This is a genomic window from Streptomyces sp. NPDC001513 (assembly GCF_042894695.1).
GTDB lineage: Bacteria > Actinomycetota > Actinomycetes > Streptomycetales > Streptomycetaceae > Streptomyces.
The window spans coordinates 322,426-340,161 of sequence record NZ_JBIAVU010000006.1 but is presented as its reverse complement, the minus strand read 5'-3'; the positions used below and the strand labels follow the sequence as shown (position 1 = coordinate 340,161).

The 17,736-nt window shown below is 68.5% G+C and carries 19 protein-coding genes; 1 reads left to right on the top strand and 18 read right to left on the bottom strand.

Features of this window, described 5'->3' with window-relative positions; genetic code table 11:
* Positions 1 to 15: 15 nt before the first annotated feature.
* Together glmS and ACFYZ4_RS16260 are read right to left on the bottom strand one after the other, a co-directional pair.
* A complete protein-coding gene (gene glmS, locus ACFYZ4_RS16265) occupies positions 16 to 1,863 on the bottom strand; it encodes a glutamine--fructose-6-phosphate transaminase (isomerizing) (RefSeq protein WP_351290759.1) in 1,848 nt (615 codons plus the stop codon).
* A gap of 108 nt (positions 1,864 to 1,971) precedes the next feature.
* A complete protein-coding gene (locus ACFYZ4_RS16260) occupies positions 1,972 to 2,757 on the bottom strand; it encodes a hypothetical protein (RefSeq protein ID WP_390784171.1) in 786 nt (261 codons plus the stop codon).
* A gap of 259 nt (positions 2,758 to 3,016) precedes the next feature.
* Here ACFYZ4_RS16260 and coaA point away from each other — a divergent pair, with 259 nt between their 5' ends.
* Positions 3,017 to 4,066, top strand: coding sequence for a type I pantothenate kinase (gene coaA, locus ACFYZ4_RS16255; protein ID WP_351290763.1), 1,050 nt, complete (start codon positions 3,017 to 3,019; stop codon positions 4,064 to 4,066).
* A gap of 97 nt (positions 4,067 to 4,163) precedes the next feature.
* On the opposite strand, the gene glmM is transcribed toward coaA, so the two are convergent.
* The 16 genes from glmM to rplO all read right to left on the bottom strand — a co-directional run bounded on the left by glmM (position 4,164) and on the right by rplO (position 17,736).
* Positions 4,164 to 5,522, bottom strand: coding sequence for a phosphoglucosamine mutase (gene glmM / locus ACFYZ4_RS16250; RefSeq protein WP_351290765.1), 1,359 nt, complete (start codon positions 5,520 to 5,522; stop codon positions 4,164 to 4,166).
* Positions 5,523 to 5,658: 136 nt separating this feature from the next.
* Positions 5,659 to 6,177 (bottom strand): 30S ribosomal protein S9, encoded by a 519-nt coding sequence (rpsI, locus tag ACFYZ4_RS16245; RefSeq protein WP_030710366.1) that lies wholly within the window; start codon positions 6,175 to 6,177, stop codon positions 5,659 to 5,661.
* 42 nt (positions 6,178 to 6,219) lie between these two features.
* Complete coding sequence (gene rplM, locus ACFYZ4_RS16240) at positions 6,220 to 6,663, bottom strand: 50S ribosomal protein L13 (protein WP_266934864.1); 444 nt, start codon at positions 6,661 to 6,663, stop codon at positions 6,220 to 6,222.
* Positions 6,664 to 6,894: 231 nt separating this feature from the next.
* Positions 6,895 to 8,163, bottom strand: a complete 1,269-nt coding sequence (locus ACFYZ4_RS16235) for a glycosyltransferase family 87 protein (RefSeq protein WP_351290767.1) — start codon at positions 8,161 to 8,163, stop codon at positions 6,895 to 6,897.
* A gap of 69 nt (positions 8,164 to 8,232) precedes the next feature.
* A complete protein-coding gene (locus ACFYZ4_RS16230) occupies positions 8,233 to 9,861 on the bottom strand; it encodes an ATP-binding cassette domain-containing protein (protein WP_351290769.1) in 1,629 nt (542 codons plus the stop codon).
* Positions 9,862 to 9,905: 44 nt separating this feature from the next.
* Complete coding sequence (gene truA / locus ACFYZ4_RS16225; protein WP_390784170.1) at positions 9,906 to 10,757, bottom strand: tRNA pseudouridine(38-40) synthase TruA; 852 nt, start codon at positions 10,755 to 10,757, stop codon at positions 9,906 to 9,908.
* Positions 10,758 to 10,856: 99 nt separating this feature from the next.
* Positions 10,857 to 11,318 (bottom strand): 50S ribosomal protein L17, encoded by a 462-nt coding sequence (gene rplQ / locus ACFYZ4_RS16220; RefSeq protein WP_030154710.1) that lies wholly within the window; start codon positions 11,316 to 11,318, stop codon positions 10,857 to 10,859.
* A 104-nt stretch (positions 11,319 to 11,422) separates the two neighbouring features.
* Positions 11,423 to 12,445 carry a DNA-directed RNA polymerase subunit alpha gene (locus ACFYZ4_RS16215; protein WP_008739666.1) on the bottom strand — a complete coding sequence of 341 codons (1,023 nt, stop codon included), beginning with the start codon at positions 12,443 to 12,445 and terminating at the stop codon, positions 11,423 to 11,425.
* A 150-nt stretch (positions 12,446 to 12,595) separates the two neighbouring features.
* The gene (gene rpsK / locus ACFYZ4_RS16210) at positions 12,596 to 13,000 is read right to left on the bottom strand and encodes a 30S ribosomal protein S11 (protein WP_003956432.1); all 405 of its coding nucleotides are present in this window, start codon (positions 12,998 to 13,000) and stop codon (positions 12,596 to 12,598) included.
* A gap of 54 nt (positions 13,001 to 13,054) precedes the next feature.
* A complete protein-coding gene (gene rpsM, locus ACFYZ4_RS16205) occupies positions 13,055 to 13,435 on the bottom strand; it encodes a 30S ribosomal protein S13 (protein ID WP_150518306.1) in 381 nt (126 codons plus the stop codon).
* Positions 13,436 to 13,636: 201 nt separating this feature from the next.
* On the bottom strand, positions 13,637 to 13,750 hold the full coding sequence (rpmJ, locus tag ACFYZ4_RS16200) for a 50S ribosomal protein L36 (RefSeq protein ID WP_003956441.1): 114 nt from the start codon (positions 13,748 to 13,750) through the stop codon (positions 13,637 to 13,639).
* Positions 13,751 to 13,824: 74 nt separating this feature from the next.
* Positions 13,825 to 14,046: a translation initiation factor IF-1 gene (infA, locus tag ACFYZ4_RS16195; RefSeq protein ID WP_003956442.1), complete on the bottom strand. Its 222-nt coding sequence runs from the start codon at positions 14,044 to 14,046 to the stop codon at positions 13,825 to 13,827.
* 142 nt (positions 14,047 to 14,188) lie between these two features.
* Positions 14,189 to 15,040: a type I methionyl aminopeptidase gene (gene map / locus ACFYZ4_RS16190; protein WP_351290773.1), complete on the bottom strand. Its 852-nt coding sequence runs from the start codon at positions 15,038 to 15,040 to the stop codon at positions 14,189 to 14,191.
* Between the two features lie 92 nt (positions 15,041 to 15,132).
* Positions 15,133 to 15,780: an adenylate kinase gene (locus ACFYZ4_RS16185; protein WP_351290775.1), complete on the bottom strand. Its 648-nt coding sequence runs from the start codon at positions 15,778 to 15,780 to the stop codon at positions 15,133 to 15,135.
* A complete protein-coding gene (gene secY, locus ACFYZ4_RS16180) occupies positions 15,780 to 17,093 on the bottom strand; it encodes a preprotein translocase subunit SecY (RefSeq protein ID WP_351290777.1) in 1,314 nt (437 codons plus the stop codon). The genes ACFYZ4_RS16185 and secY overlap by 1 nt, the downstream gene beginning before the upstream one ends.
* A gap of 187 nt (positions 17,094 to 17,280) precedes the next feature.
* Entirely contained in the window at positions 17,281 to 17,736 is a 456-nt protein-coding gene (rplO, locus tag ACFYZ4_RS16175; RefSeq protein ID WP_008739693.1) for a 50S ribosomal protein L15, read from the bottom strand.

The window sequence follows — 17,736 nt, the reverse complement described above, 5'->3', positions numbered from 1 at the left end:
GCTCCAGCCAGGTCACTACTCCACGGTCACGGACTTTGCGAGGTTACGCGGCTGGTCGACCTCGTTCCCGCGCGCCGTCGCCAGTTCGCACGCGAAGACCTGCAAGGGCACCGTCGCCACCAGCGGCTGGAGCAGCGTCGGCGTCGCCGGGATCCGGATCAGGTGGTCGGCGTACGGGACGACCGCCTCGTCGCCCTCCTCCGCGATCACGATGGTCCGCGCCCCGCGCGCCCGGATCTCCTGGATGTTCGACACGATCTTGTCGTGGAGCACGGACCGTCCGCGCGGCGACGGTACGACGACCACCACCGGCAGGTCCTTCTCGATCAGCGCGATCGGCCCGTGCTTGAGCTCGCCCGCCGCGAAGCCCTCGGCGTGCATGTACGCGAGCTCCTTGAGCTTGAGCGCGCCCTCCAGCGCCACCGGATAGCCGACGTGGCGGCCCAGGAACAGCACGGTGTTCTTGTCGGCGAGGGACCGCGCGAGCTGCCGTACCGGCTCCATGGTCTCCAGCACGGTGTCCACCGCCGCGGCGATGTCCGACAGTTCCCGCACCACGGCCCGGATCTCGTCGCCCCACTTCGTCCCCCGCACCTGCCCGAGGTACAGCGCCACGAGGTAGCAGGCGACCAGCTGCGTCAGGAACGCCTTGGTCGAGGCGACGGCCACCTCGGGACCGGCGTGCGTGTAGAGCACGGCGTCCGATTCGCGCGGGATCGTCGACCCGTTCGTGTTGCAGATGGCGAGCACCCTGGCGCCCTGTTCGCGCGCGTGCCGCAGCGCCATCAGGGTGTCCATGGTCTCGCCGGACTGGGAGATCGCGACGACCAGCGTCCGCTGGTCCAGGATCGGGTCGCGGTAGCGGAACTCGCTCGCCAGCTCCGTCTCGCACGGGATGCGGGTCCAGTGCTCGATGGCCAGCTTCGCGATCATGCCCGCGTGGTACGCCGTACCGCAGGCCACGATCACGACCTTGTCGACCTCCCGGAGCACCGAGACGGGGATGCGCACCTCGTCCAGGGTCAGCGAGCCGCTCGCGTCGATCCTGCCCAGGAGGGTGTCGGCGACGGCCTTCGGCTGCTCGGCGATCTCCTTGAGCATGAAGTAGTCGTAGCCGCCCTTCTCTGCCGCGGAGGCGTCCCAGTCCACGTGGTACGCCCGTACGGCCGCGGGCGTGCCGTCGAAGTTGGTCACCGTGACCCCTTCGCGGCGCAGCTCGACGACCTGGTCCTGGCCGAGCTCGATCGCGGACCGGGTGTGGGCGATGAACGCGGCCACGTCCGAGGCGAGGAAGTTCTCGCCCTCTCCGACGCCCACCACCAGGGGGGAGTTGCGGCGCGCGCCGACCACCACGTCCGGCTCGTCGGCGTGCACGGCGACCAGCGTGAAGGCGCCCTGCAGACGCCGGCACACCTGCCGCATGGACTCCGCGAGGTCGCCCGTCGCCGAGAAGTGCTCGGCCAGCAGGTGCGCCACGACCTCGGTGTCCGTGTCGGACTCCAGCCGGTGTCCGCGTTCGGCGAGTTCGGTCCGCAGCTCGGCGAAGTTCTCGATGATGCCGTTGTGCACGACGGCGACCCGCCCCGAGTTGTCGAGGTGCGGGTGGGCGTTGACGTCGGTGGGCCCGCCGTGGGTGGCCCACCGGGTGTGTCCGAGTCCCGTGGAGCCGGCCGGCAGCGGGTGCCCGACCAGTTCCTTCTCCAGATTGACGAGCTTGCCGGCCTTCTTGGCGGCGGCCAGGCTGCCGTCCGAGAGCACGGCGACCCCTGCCGAGTCGTAGCCGCGGTACTCCAGCCGCTTGAGTCCGGCGATGACCACATCGAGCGCAGACTGCGCTCCCACGTAACCCACAATTCCGCACATAGGCCGCAGCGTACGCCGTAGTTGGCCGTCTGCCCCGTAGCCGAACAAGACGAAAACCCCGCCCCGGCGAATGAGCCGGAGCGGGGTTGACGTTCGGTCGGGCAGGGTTCAGCCGAGCTTCTTGGACTGGTCGGCGACCAGCGTCACCGGAGATTCCGCCGTGCCCAGGAGGCTGATGGAGCTGAAGGTGGCGACCGTGGATCCGCTGCGCAGGACCGTGAGCAGGATGGTGGCCTTGTCGCCGTCCTCCAGGTCCGCCGTGAGGACGAGGCTGACGGCCTCCTCGCCGGAGGTGACGGGGGCGCCGGTGCCGCGCTGGACGCTCTCGTACTTGGTGCTCTCCCCCTGGGAGGTGCTGTTGAAGCCGCCCGCGCACGCCTGGCCCGCCGCCTTCACGGAGGCCAGCACCTCCTGCGCGCCCTTGTCGTCGTAGGAGGTGAGGCCGACCATCGTCACGGTGGTGCCGATGGCGTTCTTGATCGCCTCGGCCTTCTCCTCCGCCGAGGCGTTCGGGCCCGCTTCCTTCGGCTTGGCGCCCAGGGCGGTCCGCGCGACGCCGGTCGGCGCGCCGACCTTCTGCAGGGCCTGGCTCTGGACCAGGACCTTGCACTCGGGCTTGTCGGTGGTGACCGACGCCTTGTCGACGTCTGCCAGCTTGGCGGCCGCCTCGGGCTGCAGGAGGAACCCGGGCGCCTCGGCCTGCGTGATCAGCAGGGCGGTCAGCTCCGCGTCCGTCTTGCCCTTGACGGCCGCTGCCGTCGAAGGCGCCGGGGCGCCGATGGTCGGCTTGTCGTCCGCCTTGCCGTCCTTGTCGGAGCCGCAGGCGGTGGCCAGCAGGGCCAGGGACACCGCGGACGCGGTCAGGACGGTACGACGGACAAGAGCGGTACGCACGAAAGATCTCCCCCATGGAGCAAACGACATCAGGGCAGCGCGATGGTCGACAGCGCTGCGGCGATCAACAATGTACGGGGCGTTCGATCAACAGACCGGGGATTTCCGCATGGGCCCCTGATCGTGATCGGGGCGAGACTCCCTTTGTCCCGAATCGAGACCGGTCCCGCCACAACCCCCGCCCCGGCCCTCCTGCGGCCCCCGCGCACGTGACCGACCACACCACCCACAAGCGCCCCCGAGCCCCGACAATGGCGGTGTGATCACTTCGCCGCCACGAAGCAGCACGCCGGACGACGCAACGGAGCGACGCGGCCGGGAGGGGCATCCCGCGCGCCCCGCCCACCGCCGGGGCCCCGAGGCCTCGCCGTACGTCGACCTCACCCGGGCCGAGTGGAGCGCCCTGCGCGAGCGGACCCCGCTGCCGCTGACCGCCGACGAGGTGGAGCGGCTGCGCGGCCTCGGCGACGTCATCGACCTCGACGAGGTCCGCGACGTGTACCTGCCGCTCTCCCGCCTCCTGAACCTCTACGTCGGCGCCACCAGCAACCTCCGCGGCACCCTGAACACCTTCCTCGGGGACGCGGGCAACGGGCACGGCGCCCAGCAGGGCACGCCCTTCGTCATAGGGGTCGCCGGTTCGGTCGCCGTCGGCAAGTCCACCGTCGCCCGCCTCCTCCAGGCCCTGCTCGCCCGCTGGCCCGAGCACCCACGCGTGGAGCTGGTCACCACCGACGGGTTCCTGTACCCGATGAAGGAGCTCCAGCGGCGCGGCCTCACCTCCCGCAAGGGCTTCCCGGAGTCCTACGACCGCCGCGCGCTCACCCGTTTCGTCGCCGACATCAAGGCCGGAAAGGACGAGGTCAGGGCCCCGGTCTACTCGCACCTGATCTACGACATCGTCCCCGGCGAGGAGCTCGTCGTCCGCCGCCCGGACATCCTCATCGTCGAGGGCCTCAACGTGCTCCAGCCGGCCCTCCCCGGCACGGACGGCCGCACCCGCGTCGCCCTCGCCGACTACTTCGACTTCAGCGTGTACGTGGACGCGCGCCCCGAGGACATCGAGCGCTGGTACCTCAACCGCTTCCGGAAGCTGCGGGAGACCGCCTTCCAGAATCCCTTCTCCTACTTCCGCAAGTACACCCAGGTCTCCGAGGAGGAGGCCCTGGACTACGCGCAGACGATGTGGCGGACGATCAACAAGCCCAACCTGCTGGAGAACGTGGCGCCCACCCGCGGCCGCGCCACCCTCGTCGTCCGCAAGGGTCCGGACCACAAGGTGCAGAAGCTGAGCCTCCGCAAGCTCTAGACGACCTGCCCTCGCGGGCCGGAAACGGCGGTGGCGCACCCGGTACGACCGGATGACCCGGCCCCGGGTGCGCCACGCACCTGAAGACTGCCCGCGACTAGCCGAGCGCCGACTTCACGACGTCCGCGAGGCGGCCGGCGATCGCGCGGGCCTGCTCGATGTCTGCGGCCTCAACCATCACCCGTACGAGCGGCTCCGTACCGGACGGACGGAGCAGCACGCGTCCGGTGGTGCCCAGCTCGCGCTCGGCGTCGGCCACGGCCGCCGCCAGCTCCGCGGAGGTGGTGACCCGGGACCTGTCCACGTCGGGGACGTTGACCAGCACCTGCGGCAGCCGCTGCATGACGCCCGCCAGTTCGGCGAGGGACTTGCCGGTGGCCGCGACCCGCGCCGCCAGCAGCAGGCCGGTCAGCGTGCCGTCACCGGTCGTCGCGTGGTCGAGGATGATCACGTGGCCGGACTGCTCGCCGCCGAGCGCGTAGCCGTGCTCCTTCATCGACTCCAGCACGTAGCGGTCGCCGACACCGGTCTGCACGACCTGGATGCCCTCGCCCTCCATGGCCAGCTTGAAGCCCAGGTTGGACATCACGGTGCCGACCACGGTGTTCTCGCGCAGCTGGCCGGCCTCGCGCATGGCCAGCGCCAGCACCGCGAGGATCTGGTCGCCGTCGATCTCCGCGCCGGAGCCGTCCACGGCGAGGCAGCGGTCGGCGTCACCGTCGTGCGCGATGCCGAGGTCGGCGCCGTGCTCGACGACGGCGGCCTTGAGCAGGCCGAGGTGGGTGGAGCCGCAGCCGTCGTTGATGTTCAGGCCGTCCGGCTCGGCGCCGATCGTGATGATCTCCGCGCCGGCCCGGGCGAAGGCCTCGGGCGAGACGTAGGCGGCCGCGCCGTGGGCCTCGTCCAGGACGATCTTCAGTCCGTCGAGGCGGTTGGGGAGGACCCCGATGAGGTGGGCGACGTACTTCTCGAAGCCCTCGGTGTAGTCGGAGACCCGGCCGACGCCGGAGCCGGTCGGCCGGTCCCACGGGGCGCCGGTGCGGTGCTCCTCGTAGACGGACTCGATGCGGTCCTCCAGCTCGTCGGCGAGCTTGTGGCCGCCGCGCGCGAAGAACTTGACGCCGTTGTCCGGCATGGCGTTGTGGCTGGCGGAGAGCATCACGCCGAGGTCGGCACCCAGCGCACCGGTGAGATACGCCACCGCCGGGGTGGGCAGCACACCGACGCGCAGGACGTCCACGCCCGCGCTCGCGAGGCCGGCCACGACCGCGGCCTCGAGGAATTCGCCGGAGGCCCGGGGGTCCCGGCCGACCACGGCCGTCGCCCGGTGGCCCGCGAAGGTGCCCGCCTCGGCCAGTACGTGGGCAGCCGCCACGGAGAGGCCGAGCGCGAGCTCCGCCGTCAGATCCGCGTTGGCAACGCCGCGTACACCGTCCGTCCCGAAGAGTCGTCCCACTGTTGTCCTCCCGAGTTTCCGCATCGCATTGTGACCGCTTGTGACAGGTATTTGCCGCTTGTGGCGGTAAACGAACCGCCCCGACAGCACAGAGAGTGCTGCCGGGGCGGTTTCGTTGCAGAACAGCAGGCGCAGATTAACGCTTGCTGTACTGCGGAGCCTTACGGGCCTTCTTGAGACCGGCCTTCTTGCGCTCGACCGCACGGTCGTCGCGGGAGAGGAAGCCGGCCTTCTTCAGCGCCGGGCGGTTGTTGTCCACGTCCGCCTCGTTCAGCGCACGGGCCACGCCGAGGCGCAGGGCGCCGGCCTGACCGGACACGCCGCCACCCGAGATGCGGGCGATGACGTCGTAGCGGTTGTCGAGCTCGAGCAGCTTGAACGGCTCGTTGACTTCCTGCTGGTGCACCTTGTTGGGGAAGTAGTCCTCAAGGGTGCGACCGTTGATCTTCCACTTGCCGGTGCCCGGAACGATCCGGACGCGGGCGATGGCGTTCTTGCGACGGCCCAGGCCGGCGGCCGGCTGGGGGTCGCCGAAGCGGCCGGCAAGGGACTCGGAGGTGTAGTCGCCCTCGACGACAACCTCGGACTCGCTGGTGTACTCCTCGACGTTGCCCTCGAACTCTTCGACGGTCGTCTCGGCGGTGGTCTCGGCCACGATGCTCCTCAGAATTTTCTACGTCTTAGGGGGTGGCCGGAACTACTGCGCGACCTGGGTGATCTCGAACGGCACCGGCTGCTGGGCAGCGTGGGGGTGCTGGTCGCCCGAGTAGACCTTCAGCTTCGAGAGCATCTGACGGCCCAGGGTGTTCTTGGGGAGCATGCCCTTGATGGCCTTCTCGACGGCCTTCTCCGGGTTGTTCGCCAGGAGGTCGTCGTAGCGCACCGAGCGGAGACCGCCCGGGTAGCCGGAGTGGCGGTACGCCATCTTCTGGGTCGCCTTGTTGCCGGACAGGTGAACCTTGTCGGCGTTGACGATGATGACGAAGTCGCCCATGTCCATGTGGGGGGCGTAGGTCGGCTTGTGCTTACCCCGCAGGAGGGCAGCGACCTGGGTCGCCAGACGGCCGAGGACAACGTCCTGGGCGTCGATGACGAGCCACTGGCGCGAGATGTCGCCGGGCTTGGGGCTGAACGTACGCACGCGTATGCCTTCGCTTCTTCAGTGGTGGTATCCCAAGGGCGCAAGCCCCACGGGAAGGTCCTGACAGGGTCACCACGGACGATCACGACAGCCCTCGTTCACATCGGGGACGCAACCCGTGTGAACCGCTGGTCATCGGTCCGGTGGACCGGCGCAAGGCCCTTTCACGTGAGAATGAGAAAGCCAATACGCATAACAAACCAGCAGGATACCCAAGCAGACCCATACGGGTCAAAACGCGGTCCGCGATGCCGATTCTGCTGGCGTCGCGGCGCACTCCGGTTCGGTCCTGGGTGGGGACCCCGCAGTTGTTACGGGCACCAGAGTAACCCGACCGGAGCCCAGCGCACGACGCGCCAGCAGAAACACGAGCCCGCACAGGGTGGCGCAGTCCTTGAAGGCGCGCCGCTTGTGGGCCAGCTCCGAGGGCCACGGGATCAGGGCCACCTGGGGCGTCAACGCCAGCCAGAACCAGGGCGATCGGGGCATCGAGCCAGGCCGCACCGCCGAGGCCAGCAGCAGCGGAAGCACCACCAGAAGGTAGTGGTCGAAGGACGGCCGCGACACCAGGAATGCGGCGAGCATCACCAGACAGGCGGTCTCCACCAGCCGCAGCTCACCCCCGTCGACCTCGTCCGGTCTGCGCCACCGCACCCAGACCGCCCACAGACCGGCCGCGGCCCCCGCGAACGCGAACAGCACCGCGATCGGCTCCGGCACCCCCAGCCGCGGCAGCACCGCGATCGGCGAGGCGTCCCAGGGCAGCGCGTACGCGTCCTGTCCCTGGAGCAGGAAGGGCAGGGTCTTGGTGAAGAACAGCGACGGGCTCGGCATCATCAGCGCGCCGGCCAGCGAGAGCCCCACCGGCACCAGCACGGCCGCGGCCAGCCCCCGCCACTGCCGGGCGAGCAGGAACAGCAGCCCGATCGGCACCAGCATCGGCTTGCACGCGATCGCCAGCCCGACCACCAGCCCGGCCGCCGCCCACGACCGCCGGTGCGCGAGCAGCAGGGCCACCGGCAGCGCGGCCGCCGAGATGGCGGTCCAGTTGCCGATCAGCACGAGGTTCACGTACGGCTTGTAGACGAGGGCGAACACCGCGAAACCGCCGACCGCGAAGCGCGAGCGCAGCGGCACCGAGAACATCCGCAGCGCCGCCAGCCAGCCCACGCCCAGCAGCCCCGACATCCCGACCGGCAGGACCCACTGCAGCACCGTCCGCGGCAGCAGGGCCTCCGGAACCGCCATGATCACGGCGCTGGGGAGGTAGAGGAAGCGCTTGTCCTCGTACGGGGACCCGCCCGCGAGCAGCGTCTGCGCCGCCTTGACCACGAAGGCGTTGTCCGAGCCCCAGTTCGTGCGCAGGCTCGTGGAGACGGCGACCCCGAGGAGCACCGCGAGGGAGAGCACCTGCCAGGGCCGGGAGGCCGGCCGCAGCAGCCAGTCGATCAGCCGGCTCCCCGACGCCGGCGTTCCGGAGGTCTGGTTCTCCCACTTCATCAGCCAGATGCTAGGCCGCAGCCCCACGACGCCTGCCCCTCACTCATCCGAGGGGGTGACGGTAGCCCCCTAGCGCTTGCGTTCGACTCTACGTTCGTCCCAGACGGGTTCCTGAGTCTCCCGCACAACACCGTCCGAACCGAAGACCAGGTAACGGTCAAATGTGCGCGCGAACCAGCGATCGTGCGTGACGCACAGCACAGTCCCCTCGTACGCCTCCAGGCCCTCCTGGAGCGCCTCCGCGGACTCCAGGTCCAGGTTGTCCGTCGGCTCGTCCAGCAGCAGCGCCGTGGTCCCCGCCAGCTCCAGCAGCAGGATCTGGAAGCGGGCCTGCTGGCCGCCCGAGAGCTTCTCGAACGGCTGGTCGCCCTGGCGCTCCAGCTCGTACCGGCGCAGGGCCCCCATCGCCTGGCCCAGGGGCTTGGCCGCCTCCGTCCACAGGATGTCGACGAGGGTGCGGCCGAACAGCTCGGGGTGCGCGTGCGTCTGCGCGAAGTGGCCGGGAACCACCCGCGCGCCCAGCTTCCACGTGCCCGTGTGCTTGACGTCCTCGCCCGCCATCAGCCGCAGGAAGTGCGACTTGCCGGAGCCGTTCGAGCCCAGTACGGCGACCCGCTCCCCGTAGAAAACCTCCAGCGAGAAGGGCTTCATCAGCCCCGTGAGCTCCAGGTTCTCCACGGTCAGCGCGCGCACGCCGGTACGCCCGCCCTTGAGCCGCATCTTGATGTCCTGCTCCCGCGGCGGCTCCGGCGGCGGGCCGGCCTCCTCGAACTTCTGGAAGCGGGTCTGCATCGCCCGGTACCGCGAGGCCATGTCGGGGCTGCTCGCGGCCTGGTTGCGCAGCCGCAGCACCAGGGCCCTGAGCCGGGCGTGCTCCTCGTCCCAGCGCCGCTTGAGCTCCTCGAAGCGCGCGAAGCGCTCCTTGCGGGCGTCGTGGTAGGTGTCGAAGCCCGCGCCGTGCACCCAGACGTCGGAGCCCATCGGGCTCGCCTCCAGGCTGATGATCTTCTCGGCGGCCCGGGTCAGCAGCTCCCGGTCGTGCGAGACGAACAGCACCGTCTTGCGGGTCGCCTTGAGCTGGTCCTCCAGCCACCGCTTGCCAGGGACGTCGAGGTAGTTGTCCGGCTCGTCGAGCAGCAGCACCTCGTCCGGCCCGCGCAGCAGCGCCTCCAGCACGAGCCGCTTCTGCTCACCGCCCGACAGCGTGCGCACCTCGCGGAACTGCGCGGTGTCGTACGGGATCGCCAGCGCGGCCATGGTGCAGACGTCCCACAGGGTCTCCGCCTCGTAGCCCTGGACGTCCGCCCAGTCGCTCAGCGCCTGCGCGTACGCCATCTGCGCGGCCTCGTCGTCCACGGTGAGGATCCGCTGCTCGGCCCGGTCCACGGCCTTGGCGGCCTCCCGGATCCGCGGCTGGGCCACCGACACCAGGAGGTCCCGCACGGTCGTCTCGTCCCGCACCGAACCCACGAACTGCGACATCACGCCGAGACCGCCGGAGACGGTCACACCGCCGCCGTGCGGCTGGAGCTCCCCGGAGATCATCTTCAGCAGGGTGGTCTTGCCGGCCCCGTTCGCCCCGACCAGGGCGACCACCGACCCCTCCCCCACCCGGAAGGAGACGTCGGGGAGCAGGACCCGCCCGTCGGGAAGGTAGTACTCCAAATGGCTGGCTTCGAGATGTCCCATGCCCGGCATTCTCCCGGTCCGGCGCCGATCCACCCAACCGGTTTGGCCGGCGCTCAGCAGCAGCCGGCTCCGGGGAGGGTGCGCAGGTTGCGGGCTTCCTTGCTGCGGGCGGCCAGCAGCTCGTCCGCCGGGTAGCCGACCTCCTCCAGGGTCAGCCCGTGCGGCTTGACCACGTGCACCGAGGAGTCCCGTACGCCGGCGGCCAGCACCTTGCCCGGCCAGTCGGTGGGCCGGTGCCCGTCGCCGACGTGCAGCAGGGCGCCCACCAGCGAGCGGACCATGTTGTGGCAGAAGGCGTCGGCGCGGACGGTCGCGGTGACGATCCCGTCCTCGGCGCGCTCCCAGCTGAGCTGCTGGAGCGTACGGATGGTCGTGGCGCCCTCGCGCTTCTTGCAGTACGCGGCGAAGTCGTGCTCGCCGAGCAGCGCGGCGGCGGCCTCGTTCATGGCGTCCACGTCGAGGGGCCACTGGTGCCACAGCACGTGGCCGCGGCGCAGCGGGTCGACGCCGCCCTGGTGGTCGCCGACGCGGTACGCGTAGCGGCGCCAGATGGCCGAGAAGCGCGCGTTGAAGCCCTCGGGGGCCTCCGCGACCTTCCACACCCGTACGTCGTGCGGCAGCCGCCCCGCGAGGCGGCGCAGCAGCTTGTTGTGGTGCTCGGCCCACACCTCCTCGGCGAGGTCGAACTGGGCGACCTGCCCGCGGGCGTGCACGCCCGCGTCGGTGCGCCCGGCCACGGTCAGCTCGACCGGCTCGGACAGCCGCATCACGGTCTGCAGGGCCGACTCCAGCTCGCCCTGGACGGTGCGCAGCACGCGCTGCTTCGCCCAGCCGGAGAAGTCCTTGCCGTCGTAGCTCAGGTCCAGCCGCACCCGGACGTGCCCGGGCTCCACCTCGTCACTCACGTGACCGATCCTCTCAGAGTCACCGCAATGCAGAACGGGCCCGCCCCCGGAAGGGGCGGGCCCGTTCAGAGCCGATCAAGCAAGCGTGATCCCGAGGGATCAGGCCTCCTTGGTCTCCTCGGCGGGGGTCTCGACAGCCTCCGCCTCCTTGACCGCGCGCTTGGTGGCGGCCTCGGCCTCACCAGTGGCCTGCTGGGCGACCGTGAGGGCCTCGACCAGCTCGATCACGGCCATCGGGGCGTTGTCGCCACGACGGTTGCCGATCTTGGTGATGCGCGTGTAACCACCGGGGCGGTTCTCGTAGCGCGGGGCGATCTCGGTGAACAGCGTGTGCACGATGCTCTTGTCCGTGATCGTCTGCAGCACCAGGCGACGGTTGTGGATGTCGCCCTTCTTGGCCTTGGTGACCAGACGCTCGGCGTAGGGACGCAGGCGGCGGGCCTTGGCCTCGGTGGTGGTGATGCGGCCGTGCTCGAAGAGCGCCTTCGCGAGGTTCGCGAGGAGGTGCTTCTCGTGCGCGGCGGAGCCGCCCAGGCGGGCACCCTTTGCGGGACGCGGCATTGTTACTCCTTCAAATCTGCACCGGCCGTGTCAGGTACCGGAGTCAGTTCCCTCAAGCGGTCGCGAGAGGGTGGTGTGGGGGGCGCGAGCCCCCCACAAGCTTTCTAGTACTGCTCGGTCTCGACGAAACCGGCGTCCGCGTCGTCGTCTGCGCCGAAGGCGTCGGCGGCGGCGGTCGGGTCGAATCCGGGCGGGCTGTCCTTGAGGGCCAGGCCCATGCCGGCCAGCTTCGCCTTGACCTCGTCGATCGACTTCGCACCGAAGTTGCGGATGTCGAGCAGGTCGGCCTCGGAGCGGGCGACGAGCTCACCCACGGAGTGGATGCCCTCGCGCTTGAGGCAGTTGTACGACCGAACGGTGAGCTCCAGCTCCTCGATCGGCAGCGCAAGATCGGCGGCCAGGGCGGCGTCCGTGGGGGACGGGCCCATGTCGATGCCCTCGGCGTCGATGTTGAGCTCGCGCGCCAGACCGAACAGCTCGACCAGGGTCTTGCCGGCGGACGCCATGGCGTCGCGCGGGCGCATGGCCTGCTTGGTCTCGACGTCGACGATCAGCTTGTCGAAGTCGGTGCGCTGCTCGACTCGGGTCGCCTCGACCTTGTAGGTGACCTTGAGGACCGGGCTGTAGATGGAGTCGATCGGGATGCGACCGATCTCCTGGCCCAGCTGCTTGTTCTGGACGGCGGAGACGTAGCCGCGACCGCGCTCGACGGTCAGCTCCATCTCCAGCTTGCCCTTGCCGTTGAGCGTGGCGAGGACCAGGTCCGGGTTGTGCACCTCGACACCGGCCGGGGGCGCGATGTCAGCGGCGGTGACCAGGCCGGGACCCTGCTTGCGCAGGTACATCACGACCGGCTCGTCGTGCTCCGAGGAGACGACCAGCTGCTTGATGTTCAGGATGATGTCGGTGACGTCTTCCTTCACACCCGGCACGGTGGTGAACTCGTGCAGGACGCCGTCCACGCGGATGCTGGTGACAGCGGCACCCGGGATCGAGGACAGGAGCGTACGGCGCAGGGAGTTGCCGAGGGTGTAGCCGAAGCCCGGCTCCAGCGGCTCGATCACGAACCGCGAGCGGTACTCGTCGACGACCTCTTCGGTCAGCGAAGGACGCTGAGCGATAAGCATGTCTGTGTTCCTTCATTCGTGGACGCCCACTATTTGACGCCCGACGGGATGCCGTACCGAGGTACGGCTACTGCAAGGGTACGGGCGGTACGTCCCCCGAAGGGGTCGTACCGCCCGGACACTCAAGAACGCACAGGTGCGTCCGCTGCGTCAGACGCGGCGGCGCTTCGGCGGGCGGCAGCCGTTGTGCGGGGTGGGGGTGACGTCCTGGATCGAGCCGACCTCGAGGCCGGTGGCCTGGAGGGAGCGGATCGCGGTCTCGCGGCCGGAGCCGGGACCCTTGACGAAGACGTCAACCTTGCGCATGCCGTGCTCCTGCGCGCGGCGGGCGGCCGACTCGGCGGCCATCTGCGCGGCGAAGGGGGTGGACTTGCGCGAGCCCTTGAAGCCGACGTGGCCGGCGGAGGCCCAGGAGATCACGTTGCCCGAGGGGTCGGTGATCGAAACGATGGTGTTGTTGAACGTGCTCTTGATGTGGGCGTGCCCGTGAGCGACGTTCTTCTTTTCCTTGCGGCGCACCTTCTTGGCAGCGCCCTGACGACCCTTGGGGGGCATCTAAATCTCCTACGGGAGGTGGTCGGTCCTACAGCGCAAGACCGCTGAACAGGACTACTTCTTGCCCGGCTTCTTCTTACCGGCGATCGCGCGACGCGGACCCTTGCGGGTACGGGCGTTCGTGCTGGTGCGCTGACCGTGCACCGGGAGGCCGCGACGGTGGCGGATACCCTGGTAGCACTGGATCTCGACCTTGCGACGGATGTCGGCCTGGATCTCGCGGCGGAGGTCACCCTCGGTGCGGAGGTTGGCGTCCACGTACTCGCGGATCTTGACCAGGTCCTCTTCGGCCAGGTCACGAACGCGGGTGTTCGGGTTCACACCGGTGGCCGCAAGGATTTCCTTGGACCGGGTGCGACCGACACCGAAGACGTAGGTGAGTGCGATCTCCACGCGCTTTTCGCGCGGGATGTCAACACCGGAAACGCGTGCCATTCAATGGCTCCTGTGTGTTCGGGGGTCTTCAGCAGAATCAACCCCGACCGCCGACCACACCTGAATGGGTGGTGGTACGTCCGGGTCCCCGGCCCCCGCCGGAGGTGCCGCCGGCCCCTTGCAGGGCTGGGCGGATTCTGCGTATGTACGTTTTCTTACGTCGCGCGAAGAACTGCGTTAAGGCAGGTCGGTCGGCGTGCGTCAGCCCTGGCGCTGCTTGTGGCGCAGGTTGTCGCAGATGACCATGACCCGGCCGTGACGGCGGATCACCTTGCACTTGTCGCAGATCTTCTTGACGCTCGGCTTGACCTTCATGTTGGTGAGGTTCTCCGGGTCAGTGCCACCACCCGCACCGGGACAAGACGCCCAGGCAGGAGTGAGGACAAGATCTACTTGTATCGGTAGACGATCCGGCCACGCGTCAGGTCGTACGGAGACAGCTCCACGACGACCCGGTCATCCGGGAGGATGCGGATGTAGTGCATGCGCATCTTGCCGCTGATGTGCGCGAGGACCTTGTGACCGTTCTGCAGTTCCACCTTGAACATCGCGTTCGGGAGGGACTCGATCACGGTGCCCTCGATTTCGATGGCACCTTGCTTCTTGGCCACGCTTCGCCCTTCGAATCGGCTACCTTGATCGACTCTGTGCGCCACGCTTGCAGGCATGGATGTGCACGAGAGCCGACGAGTCAGTCTACGTCAGGGCACCCAGAAAGACGAATCCGGAAAGTTTGCCCCAGAGTGTAGATCATTACGCCAGAGGGTCCGGAGCCGTGGTGACCCCGTACTCCGCCAGCTTCGCCTTGCCGCAGTCCGGGCTGGTCAGAACGATGGGACCGGCCTCCGTCAGGGCGATGGAGTGCTCCCAGTGCGAGGACCAGGTCCCGTCCGTCGTGATGACCGTCCAGTCGTCCGCCAGTACCTCCGTCTGGGCGGTGCCCAGGGAGATCATCGGCTCGATCGCCAGGCAGACGCCCGGGACCAGCTTGATCCCCTTGCCCCGCTTGCGCGAGACGTAGTTCAGCAGGTGGGGGTCCATGTGCATCTCGGACCCGATGCCGTGGCCGCCGTAGTCCTCGATGATCCCGAACCTGCCGAGGCTGTGGTCACCGGTGGCGGGACGCGGCTGGCGCTTGATGTACGTCTCGATCGCCTTGGAGATGTCCACGAGGCGGTTGCCGAGCTTCATGGCCGCGATGCCGGCCCACATGGACTCCTCGGTCACCCGGGAGAGCTCCAGGAGCTCAGGGGCGTGCCCAGTGCCCACGAAGGCGGTGTACGCGGCGTCGCCGTGCCAGCCGTCGATGATGGCGCCGGCGTCGATCGAGATGATGTCGCCGTCCTTGAGGACCGTCTTGTCGTCCGGGATGCCGTGGACGACGACCTCGTTCACCGAGGTGCAGATGGTCGCGGGGAAGCCGCCGTAGCCGAGGAAGTTCGACTTGGCGCCGGCGTCCGCGATCACCTTGCGGGCCACCATGTCCAGATCCCGCGTCGTGGCGCCGGGAACGGCCGCCTCACGGGTCGCCGCGTGGATCGCGGCGACGACCAGCCCTGCCTCGCGCATCTTCGCGATCTGCTCGGGGGTCTTGATCTGGACCATGAAAAACGCCTTCCAGCCTCGGTACGGGTCTTCTCAACAGTACGGCCGCGATGCCCTGGGGACACCGCGGCCGTTCTTGTACTACGGGGGTACTACTTGGGGAGGGCGTCCATCGCGCGCTTGGTGACGTCCGCGACCTCACCGAGGGCCGGGATGGTCACCAGCAGGCCCTGGCCCTTGTAGTAGTCGATGATCGGCTCGGTCTGCGTGTGGTAGACCTCCAGCCGGTTGCGCACCGTGGCCTCGGAGTCGTCACCGCGCTGGTACAGCTCGCCACCGCAGGTGTCGCAGACACCCTCGGCCTTCGGCGCGGCGTACGCGACGTGGAAGACGTGCGAGGAGTCGTTACGGCAGATCCGGCGACCGGCGATCCGCTTGACGACCTCGTCCTCCTCGACCTCCAGGTCGAGGACGGCGTCGAGCTTCATGCCCTCCGCCTTCAGCATCACGTCGAGGGCCTCGGCCTGCGACACGTTGCGCGGGAACCCGTCGAGCAGGAAGCCGCCCACGGCGTCGGGCTGCTCCATCCGGTCCTTCGCCATGCCGATGGTCACCTCGTCGGGGACCAGGTCGCCGGCGTCCATGTACGCCTTCGCCTGCTTGCCCAGCTCGGTGCCCTGGCTGATGTTGGCCCGGAACAGGTCGCCCGTGGAGATGTGCGGGATCGACAGGTTCTTGGCGAGGAACGCGGCCTGCGTTCCCTTGCCCGCACCGGGCGGTCCGACGAGGACGATTCGCATCAGCGGAGGAACCCTTCGTAATTACGCTGCTGGAGCTGGCTCTCGATCTGCTTCACGGTTTCCAGACCCACACCCACGATGATCAGGATGCTCGTCCCGCCGAACGGGAAGTTCTGGTTCGCTCCGAAGCCGGCCAACGCCATCGTCGGCACAAGAGCGATGAGACCCAGGTACAGCGACCCCGGCCAGGTGATCCGGTTGAGCACGTAGCTCAGGTACTCGGCGGTGGGTCGACCGGCACGAATACCCGGGATGAACCCACCATACTTCTTCATGTTGTCTGCAACTTCCTCGGGGTTGAACGAGATCGCCACGTAGAAGAACGCGAAGAAGACGATCAGGAGGAAGTAGGTCGCGATGTAGTACGGGTGGTCGCCCTTGACGAAGTGCTTCTGGATCCAGGTGGCCCAGCCCGCGGTCGAGCCGCTGAACTGGACGATCAGTGCCGGGATGTAGAGCAGCGACGAGGCGAAGATGACGGGGATGATGCCCGCCTGGTTCACCTTGAGCGGGATGTAGGTCGAGGTACCGCCGTAGGCACGGCGGCCGATCATGCGCTTCGCGTACTGGACCGGGATCCGGCGCTGCGCCTGCTCGACGAAGACCACCAGACACACCATCGCGAGGCCGACCAGGATGACGACGCCGAACTCGACCCAGCCATCGGCGATCTTGCCCTGGAGCTTGATCTGCCACATGGCGCCGATGAAGCCGGCGGCGATCGAGATGAACATGAGGATCGACATGCCGTTGCCGATGCCGCGGTCGGTGATGAGCTCACCGAGCCACATGACGACGCAGGTACCGGCGGTCATGGTGACCACCATGACGACCGTGGTGAAGATCGACCGGTCGGGAACGATCTGGCTGGCGACCTGGCAGCCCTGGAACAGGGCCCCCGTGCGGGCGGTGGCGACGAGGCCGGTGCCCTGCAGGATCGCGAGCGCGACCGTCAGATAGCGCGTGTACTGAGTGATCTTCGCCGTGCCGGACTGACCCTCTTTTTTGAGGGTCTCCAGCTTCGGGATGACCACGGTCAGCAGCTGCAGAATGATGCTCGCCGTGATGTACGGCATGATGCCGAGCGCGAAGATCGTGATCTGCAGCAGCGCACCGCCGCTGAACATGTTGACCAGACCGAACAGCCCATTGCTGCTGCCTGCCTGCTCAACACAGATCTGAACGTTCTTGTAGCTCACGCCGGGTACCGGGATGTGGGACCCGAGCCGGAACAGCACGATGATGCCGAGCGTGAAGAGCAGCTTCTTGCGCAGGTCGGGCGTCTTGAACGCCCGGGCGAACGCGGTGAGCACGGTGCCTCCTGCGACCCCCGCGCTACTGCGTCAGAGGTGACGGTCTGAGGGATCGACGTATACGACAAAGCAAAGGTGCACGCCACCTTACCGGCGAGTGTGCCTCCCGTGGAACGACCAACCGGGGATGCCCCATATGTGAGGCATCCCCGGTCGGGTTTCGAGCTATTCAGCCACTGAAATCGTCTTAGACGAGCTCGGTGACGGTGCCACCGGCAGCGGCGATCTTCTCCTTGGCGGAGGCGGAGACGGCGTCAACCGAAACCTGCAGCGCCACGGAGAGCTCGCCCTGGCCCAGGACCTTGACGAGGCTGTTCTTGCGAACCGCGCCCTTGGCGACCAGGTCGGCCACCGTGACTTCTCCACCCTCGGGGTAGAGAGCGCCGAGCTTGTCCAGGTTCACGACCTGGAACTCGGTGCGGAACGGGTTCTTGAAGCCCTTGAGCTTCGGCAGGCGCATGTGGAGGGGCATCTGCCCACCCTCGAAGCGCTGCGGGATCTGGTAACGGGCCTTCTGGCCCTTCGTACCACGACCGGCCGTCTTACCCTTCGACGCCTCACCACGACCGACACGGGTCTTCGCGGTCTTGGCGCCGGGGGCGGGACGGAGGTTGTGGGCCTTCAGCGGGCTGTTCTCAGCCAT

Bases quoted from the DNA above. Each gene is read 5' to 3' on its own strand.
- rpsM (WP_150518306.1), bottom strand. From the start codon at position 13,435: ATGGCACGCGTTTCCGGTGTTGACATCCCGCGCGAAAAGCGCGTGGAG.
- rpmJ (WP_003956441.1), bottom strand. From the start codon at position 13,750: ATGAAGGTCAAGCCGAGCGTCAAGAAGATCTGCGACAAGTGCAAGGTG.
- ACFYZ4_RS16215 (WP_008739666.1), bottom strand. From the start codon at position 12,445: ATGCTTATCGCTCAGCGTCCTTCGCTGACCGAAGAGGTCGTCGACGAG.
- ACFYZ4_RS16185 (WP_351290775.1), bottom strand. From the start codon at position 15,780: ATGCGAATCGTCCTCGTCGGACCGCCCGGTGCGGGCAAGGGAACGCAG.
- ACFYZ4_RS16235 (WP_351290767.1), bottom strand. From the start codon at position 8,163: ATGAAGTGGGAGAACCAGACCTCCGGAACGCCGGCGTCGGGGAGCCGG.
- glmS (WP_351290759.1), bottom strand. From the start codon at position 1,863: ATGTGCGGAATTGTGGGTTACGTGGGAGCGCAGTCTGCGCTCGATGTG.
- rplQ (WP_030154710.1), bottom strand. From the start codon at position 11,318: ATGCCGCGTCCCGCAAAGGGTGCCCGCCTGGGCGGCTCCGCCGCGCAC.
- rplO (WP_008739693.1), bottom strand. From the start codon at position 17,736: ATGGCTGAGAACAGCCCGCTGAAGGCCCACAACCTCCGTCCCGCCCCC.
- map (WP_351290773.1), bottom strand. From the start codon at position 15,040: ATGGTCCAGATCAAGACCCCCGAGCAGATCGCGAAGATGCGCGAGGCA.
- ACFYZ4_RS16230 (WP_351290769.1), bottom strand. From the start codon at position 9,861: ATGCCGGGCATGGGACATCTCGAAGCCAGCCATTTGGAGTACTACCTT.
- rpsK (WP_003956432.1), bottom strand. From the start codon at position 13,000: ATGCCCCCCAAGGGTCGTCAGGGCGCTGCCAAGAAGGTGCGCCGCAAG.